Raw genomic sequence first — 6,753 nt, 5'->3', positions numbered from 1 at the left:
GTGTCGGCCGCATCCGGCACGTTCATGCCGGCGGCGAGCCCGGAGCGCAGGTAGTCGATCACCGCGTCGTTGAGTCGTTCGCCAGGAACCACCGCCGGTATGCCGGGCGGATACGGCGTCATCTGCTCGGCGGAGATGCGGCCGCTGGCCTTGTCGGCCGGCACCGCCTCGACCTGTCCGAAGAACGCGTCGCGAGGTAGCTGCACCGTTTCCAGTTCGATCTCCGAAGGAGACGGCAGCCGGATCTGCGGCGGCGAGTCGAAGTCGTTGGCTGCCTTGCGCCAAGCCCACAGGGCGTCGAGAAGCCGCTCGCCGGTGGCCTTGTCGTCGGCGAACGACATCGTGGCCAGCAGTCGGCGGTGGTCACTCATGCCGAGGTCGACTTGGCGGTGCTCACGCAGCCAGTCGGCCGCCTGATAGCCCGACGTCCCGGTGGCCGACACATCCATCAAGATCTGCATCCGATCCAGGTCGTGGGAGGCCTCGTTGCCGAGCAGCTCGTCGTCGAGCACCTCGACGTCCGGGATCAATTCGATGTCGGCTCGCAGTCCGCGCACCAATTCCAAAGCGTTGCCGAGCAATTCGCGGCCATGCTCGACCATCTGGCGGCGCCAGCCGTCGAGCGCCGCGTACACCATTGCGTTCGGGCTGGTGGTCATCAACAGATCGGCGCATGCCGACAGGCGGGCCCTGTCCACCAGATCGCCCTGTACGTGGAATACCGAACCCTGCTCGAACCCGGCTCCCATCTTGTGCACGCTGACCACGCACACGTCGGCGCCGGCATCCATCGCCCACGTGGGCAGGTCTTCGTGGAACGGCAAATGCGCGCCCCACGCCTCGTCGACGATCAGAGGCTTGCCGCGCTCGTGGCAGACCTTCGCGATGCCCTCCAAGTCTGTGCAGGTGCCGTATGGGCTCGGGCACACAACGAGCGCGCCGGAGGCGTCGGGGAAGTTGTCCCACGTATCGGCATAGTCCTGCGGTGACGGCGGGTGGGAGAAGTGCCGCTCGGCGTCCCAGCGTGGAGTGACCCACCGCGCCTGCACACCGGAGAAGATCAGGCCGGCGACGATCGACTTGTGGCTGTCGCGTGCGACGACCAAGCTTCCGCTGGCGACCGCCATCATCGCCGCCTTCACCGACAGCGAGCTGCCGCATGTGGAGAAGAACGCGGTGTCCGCGCCGACGGCCTCGGCCATCAAGTCCTCGGCGTTCTTGAGGTAGTTGTTTCGGGACTTGCGGTCGTCGAGCCCGCCGCTTACCAACACGTCGTCGTGGAACGGCTCGTGGCCCAGCACGGCCAGCACCCGGTCGTCGGTGCCGCGGCCCTGCCGATGGCCCGGCGGCGTGAACCCGTACCGGTTGTGTTTCCGGTAGTCGATCAAGGCGTCAAGGAACGGCGCTTCGGATTGATCCATGATCAACGGAGTACCCGAAACGCTCGCGCTAAACCGGCGCCATCAGGGCTTGAGCACCACCTTGACCATGCCGTCCTGCTTCTTCTGGAACGTCTCGTAGGCGTCGGGCGCCGAGCCCAGCGGCAGCCGATGGGTGGCGAACTGCTCGACGCCGAGTGGGTCCTCGTCGGTGAGCAGCGGCATGATGTCGGGCACCCACTTCTTGACGTTGGCTTGGCCCATCCGCAGCTGAATCTGCTTGTCGAACAACGTCATCATGTTGATCGGGTCGGCGGCGCCGCCGTAAACGCCGGACAGTGAGATGGTTCCGCCTCGGCGCACCAGCGCGATCGCTGAGTTCAGCGCGGCCAGCCGGTCCACCCCGGCGTGCTTCATCACGACGCGACCTACCGGCGACGGCAGGAATCCGGCCGCGGTCTGGGCGGTCTCGGCGATCGGGGACCCGTGGGCCTCCATCCCGACGGCGTCGATCACCGAGTCGGCGCCGCGCCCGTCGGTGTAACTCATGACGATCTCATCCGCGTCGTCTCTGCGAAGGTCGATGATGTCGGTGCAGTACTCCCTGGCTCGGCCGAGCCGCTCTTCGACGAGGTCGACACCGATCACGCGAGCGCCCTTGCGGTGCGACGCGATCCGGCAGGCCATCGACCCGATCGGCCCCAACCCGAGCACCAATAGCGTGCCGCCGTCGGGCACATCGGCGTACTCCACCGCCTGCCATGCAGTGGGCAGCACGTCGGACAGGTAGACGTAACGCTCGTCGGGCCCATCGTCGGGCACCTTGATGTGGGTGTACTGAGCCTGCGGCACGCGCAGGTATTCGGCTTGGCCGCCGGCCACCTCGCCGTAGAGCTTGGAGTAGCCGAACAACGCGGCGCCGGTGCCCTGATCGCGGTTCTGCGTGGTCTCGCATTGGCTCTGCAGCCCGTGGTCACACATGAAGCAGTGCCCGCACGAGATGTTGAACGGGATCACCACCCGGTCGCCGGGCTTGAGGTTCTGGACTTCGGAGCCCACTTCTTCGACGACGCCCATCGCCTCGTGGCCGAGGATGTCGCCCTGGCTCATGAAGGCACCGAGCACCTCGTAGAGATGCAGATCGGATCCGCAGATGTTGGTGCTGGTGACGCGGATGATCGCGTCGGTGGGTTCCTTGATCGCCGGGTCTGGCACGGTGTCGACCGAAACCTTCCGTCGTCCCTGCCACGTGACTGCTCGCATGTGTCCTCCTCCATTGGTCGTTCGGTGAGGCGTGCCCGTTGACGGGATCGCCAAACCTCGCGCCAGGATGGATGCATGAGTTTCAAACAGCGAACCGCGTTCATCACCGGCGGGGCCATCGGCTTTGGGCGGGCATTCGCACGTGCCCTTGCCGCTGAGGGGGCCAACGTTGTACTGGCCGACATCGACGGGCCGGCCGCCGAAGGCACTGCCGCCGAACTGGTTTCGGCCGGCGGGAAGGCGATCGCGGTGTCGTGCGACGTCGCGGACCCCGACCAGGTGGACGCCGCTGTCGCTGCGGCAGTCGACGAGTTCGGCGGCGTCGACATCTTGATCAACAACGCCGGACTGCACCTGATGCAGTACAACCAGCCGTTCGGGGCGTTGTCGCGCGACGAGATCCGCGGCTTGTTCGACGTCAACGTGCTCGGCGTGATCAATGTGACGCTGGCGTGCCGGGCGTCGATGAGCCAGCGCGGCGGCGGGGTGGTGCTGAACATCTCGTCGATGGCCGGCTACATGAGCGCCACGCCGTACGCGGTGTCCAAGCTCGCGGTCCGTGGCCTGACCGTCGCGTTCGCCACTGAGCTGGCATCAGAGCGCATCCGGGTGAATGCGATTGCGCCGGGGCTGATGAACACCGAGAACGCGCTGGCCGATCTGCCGCGGCCGCTGATCGATGAGTTCGTCAACGAGCGACAGCTGGTGCATCGGCTCGGCACGATGCGCGACGTGGTCTCGGCGATGCTGTATCTGTGTTCCGACGAGGCGTCGTTCATCACCGGTGAGACGCTGAAGGTCAGTGGCGGTTACCCGCTCAACTTCTAGTCACTCCAGGGCGTGACGGGACGGTCGCGGCGCTCGCCGTCCAGGATCACGTCGACGCGTTCGTCGAAGAAGCAGATGCGGTCCCGGACGGGCTCGGCGTCGTGAAGCGGTTCGTGGTAGGTCCATGCCACGTCCTTCGGGCCGCCGGGCACCGAGAAGTAGGACGCGCGGCCCTTGTAGGCGCAGTAGCTTGCGGTGTCGCTGGGCTCGAGCCTGCTGACGACGTCCTCGCGGGGCAGATAGAACCGCACCGGCAGCAGCGTCTCGAACAAGAGCATCGGGCGAGACGATTCGGCCAGCAGCAGGCCATTGGATTCGACGCGGATGTGGCGGCTGCTGCGCAGCACGTCGATGCGGCTGAACGGATCGTGCGGGTGGCTGACGATCGGCTCGTCTTCCTCGCGCCACTCGAACGCGTTGAACTCGAGGATGACGTAGTCGGCGAGGTCGGGATCGTCGGGCCGGAACGCCGCGGCGGCGCCGGAGTCGTCGCCGGCGATGACGTCGAAGGCGGTGCCCGCGCAGGAGTGCGCGTCGAAGGGCACCGACGGGTCGAGGATCGGTCGCGAGCTGATCGCAGGCAGTCGCACACCGACATCCTCGTCGGCACCGGACTCGGCACCGGCGGGTACCAGCTGCGCCGACAACGCCGTCAGCGGCACCGCGTATGTGGGGACGACGCGGCGTGGCTCCCACACGAGCCGGGCGTCGCGAGTGTCGGCGACGGGTTCCCCGCCGAGGAAGGCGCGGATCCGTTTTGCGGTCGGCTCGTACCGCAGCGCGCTGAGATTGCCGCTGAGCAGGTCCATCATCCTGACGGCCATGGCTTCACGCTACTTCTTCGGTGGACGCAGCACATTCATGGCCAATCGCATGACCGGCCGCGGGAGGCGATCCTTGGCGTTCAATGCGGCGTTGGCGGCCTGAGTGCGCAGGGGTGTGCCGCGGCCGAACATCTTGTTCAGCGGCCCGCCGGAGGGTTCGAGCTCGATGTGCAGCGGCGGCTTTCCGTCGGCGGCGCCGAGCGCATTGGAGATGACGATGCGCTGGATCTCGCTGGTGCCTTCAAAGATGGTGTACAGCTTGGCATCCCGGTACCACTTCTCGACGGGATGGTCTTTGATGTAGCCCCAGCCGCCCATGGTCTGGATGGCGCGCTCGGTGGCGCGGACGGCCACTTCGCTGGCGGCGAGCTTGGACATCGAACCCTCGCCACGCTCGAACGCAACGCCAGTGGCGGCCATCCAGGAGGCGCGCCAGGTCAGCAGCCTCGCGCCGTCGATCTCAGTGGCCAGGTCGGCCAGCGGAAAGGCGATGCCTTGGTTGTCGATGATCGGGGCGCCGAACGCCTCACGCCGGTTGGCGTACTCGGTCACGTATTCCAGTGCCGCCCTGGCGATTCCGAGAGCCTGCGCGGCGACCATCGGCCTGGTCTGCTCGAAGGTGCCCATGGTGGCCGAACCGGAGTGTCGTGCGCCCTGCACCGCTTCGCGGGCCTTGGCCAGTTTGTGTTGGAGCTTCTCTTCGCCGCCAAGCAGGTGATCGCCGGGCACCCGCACACCGTTGAACTTCAGCTCAGCGGTGTGCGACGCGCGGCAGCCCAGCTTGTCGAGCTTGCGGACCATCTCCAGGCCGGGGGTGCCGCCGGGCACGATGAACAGGGCCTGACCTTTGTGGCCGAGCTCCTCGTCGACGACGGCGTTGACGACGTGCACGTTGGCGATGCCGCCGTTGCCGATCCACATCTTGTGGCCGTCGATGATCCAGTCGGCGTCCTTTCCCGGGGCGGCACGGCGGGCCCGGGTTCTCAGGTTGCGTACATCGCTTCCGCCCTCGGGTTCGGAGATCGCCAGCGCGGCGAGCTTGAGATCGCCTGGCGTGCCGAAACATTCGGGTGCCCAGTGCAGCATCTGCTCGGGTGAGGCGGCCTGGCCGATCGCCGACAGCGCCAGCGCAGGCATCACAACGGCCAGGCCGATACCGGCGCAGCCCCAGAACAGCTCCTCCATGAACATCGGAAGCGAGAGCCCGGTCGGGTCGCCGATGAGGTCGCGGTAGAACAGCGGACTGTAGAAACCTCGCTCGGCGGCCTCCTCCAGTACCGGCCACGGGAACTCCTGGCGCTGGTCGTACTCGGCGGCCACCGGCCGGACGATCTCCTCGGCGAACTCGTGGGTGCGCTTGACCAGGTCGTGCTGTGCGGCGGTGGGGGTGAGATCGAAGCTCATGGATGGTCGAGTACCCACTAGCGTGAAGGCGTATGAATCTCGCGATTCTGCGTCTTCGGCAGCGCGACGGAGTGACGTGCGGTCCGACCGTCGCGGTGGTGGCAGGCGCGCTGTTGGATCCCCGATACCGGGCCGCGCTGCTGGCGTCGGATGCGCATGCCGCCGCCGAGCAGGCGCGGGTGCACGCGGAGATCAACCGAGTCTGGCCGCGCAGGCTGGGCACGACGCCGAGCGGCATGGCCCGCGCGATGAGTGCGCACAGCTCGGTCCGGTATCGCTGGCGGCTGTTTCGCGGTCGGCGCGACAGGCTGTCCGATGTGCTGTCGGCCGTCGACGCCGGTTGGCCAGTCGCCATGCTCATCGGGCGTTTCATCCCTCGGCATTGGGTGCTGATCATCGACGCGACCGGGCCCGCGCTGCAGTGCTACGAACCATCGTCGGGTCAGATGCGCACCGTGGATGTCGACGCTGTCCGTGGTGCCCGGCTGGCCGGGCTCGGCTATCGGCGGCCGTTCGCGTTCGTGCTGCCGAGGAAGGTCTCCATGGCCGCTTCGGCCTAGAATCGGCAGCTTATTCGAACGTATGATCGAACAGTGGGCGAGCTTCAGTCGATCGGCTACAACGGGCAGCCCGTGCAGCAGGCCTTCCGCCGGGTCGATCCGGCGGTCGTGGTGCTCGTCGACCTCGCTGCGCTGTTTCCGCGCGAGCCCCATCGACGCGGCGGCTACAACCCGTCAGGACTGCAGATGCACTCCGTCGTCGAGGGCCGGCTCACCTACTGGGCTATCTGCGAGCAGGGCTACTGGTGGGGACTGGTCACCTACGACATCGCGTACGGCCCCCGCCGCAAATCCGTCACGCACTGGATCCCGGCGTGGATGCTCAAGCGCAAGGCCGACTAAGCGGCGTCGTTTCCGTCGTCGAGCAAGTACCTCTCGGGGTGGTGGTAGTGATTCACCCGGGTCTGTCCACTGTCGAGGTGTGGGGGTGGGATCCATTCTGTGGTGCCGTCTTTGCGTTTTCGCGTTTTCCAGCCGCCGGTTTCGACGAGCAGG

General features: G+C 66.8%; 7 protein-coding genes. 3 read left to right on the top strand and 4 right to left on the bottom strand.

Annotation, left to right across the window (positions count from 1 at the left end):
* Together VFH65_RS27585 and VFH65_RS27580 are read right to left on the bottom strand one after the other, a co-directional pair.
* Nucleotides 1-1,421, bottom strand: a 1,421-nt coding sequence (locus VFH65_RS27585; RefSeq protein ID WP_353326047.1) for an aminotransferase class I/II-fold pyridoxal phosphate-dependent enzyme, incomplete at its 3' end; no start/stop codon positions are given.
* A gap of 42 nt (nt 1,422-1,463) precedes the next feature.
* Nucleotides 1,464-2,642, bottom strand: a complete 1,179-nt coding sequence (locus VFH65_RS27580; protein WP_353326045.1) for an alcohol dehydrogenase catalytic domain-containing protein — start codon at nt 2,640-2,642, stop codon at nt 1,464-1,466.
* Between the two features lie 75 nt (nt 2,643-2,717).
* Here VFH65_RS27580 and VFH65_RS27575 point away from each other — a divergent pair, with 75 nt between their 5' ends.
* Nucleotides 2,718-3,470 (top strand): SDR family NAD(P)-dependent oxidoreductase, encoded by a 753-nt coding sequence (locus VFH65_RS27575; RefSeq protein WP_353326044.1) that lies wholly within the window; start codon nt 2,718-2,720, stop codon nt 3,468-3,470.
* On the opposite strand, the gene VFH65_RS27570 is transcribed toward VFH65_RS27575, so the two are convergent.
* On the bottom strand, nt 3,467-4,294 hold the full coding sequence (locus VFH65_RS27570; RefSeq protein ID WP_353326042.1) for a DUF427 domain-containing protein: 828 nt from the start codon (nt 4,292-4,294) through the stop codon (nt 3,467-3,469). The genes VFH65_RS27575 and VFH65_RS27570 overlap by 4 nt on opposite strands.
* Before the next feature lie 9 nt (nt 4,295-4,303).
* Nucleotides 4,304-5,698 carry an acyl-CoA dehydrogenase family protein gene (locus tag VFH65_RS27565; protein WP_353326040.1) on the bottom strand — a complete coding sequence of 465 codons (1,395 nt, stop codon included), beginning with the start codon at nt 5,696-5,698 and terminating at the stop codon, nt 4,304-4,306.
* Between the two features lie 32 nt (nt 5,699-5,730).
* Between VFH65_RS27565 and VFH65_RS27560 the strand changes: the two genes are divergently transcribed.
* Nucleotides 5,731-6,258 carry a hypothetical protein gene (locus VFH65_RS27560; RefSeq protein WP_353326039.1) on the top strand — a complete coding sequence of 176 codons (528 nt, stop codon included), beginning with the start codon at nt 5,731-5,733 and terminating at the stop codon, nt 6,256-6,258.
* A gap of 33 nt (nt 6,259-6,291) precedes the next feature.
* A complete protein-coding gene (locus VFH65_RS27555; RefSeq protein ID WP_353326037.1) occupies nt 6,292-6,600 on the top strand; it encodes a hypothetical protein in 309 nt (102 codons plus the stop codon).
* The last annotated feature ends 153 nt before the right edge of the window (nt 6,601-6,753 follow it).

Origin of the sequence: Mycobacterium sp. (assembly GCF_035697385.1) — a bacterium.
Classification (GTDB): Bacteria; Actinomycetota; Actinomycetes; order Mycobacteriales; family Mycobacteriaceae; genus Mycobacterium.
This window is presented reverse-complemented; position numbering and strand designations above follow the sequence as displayed.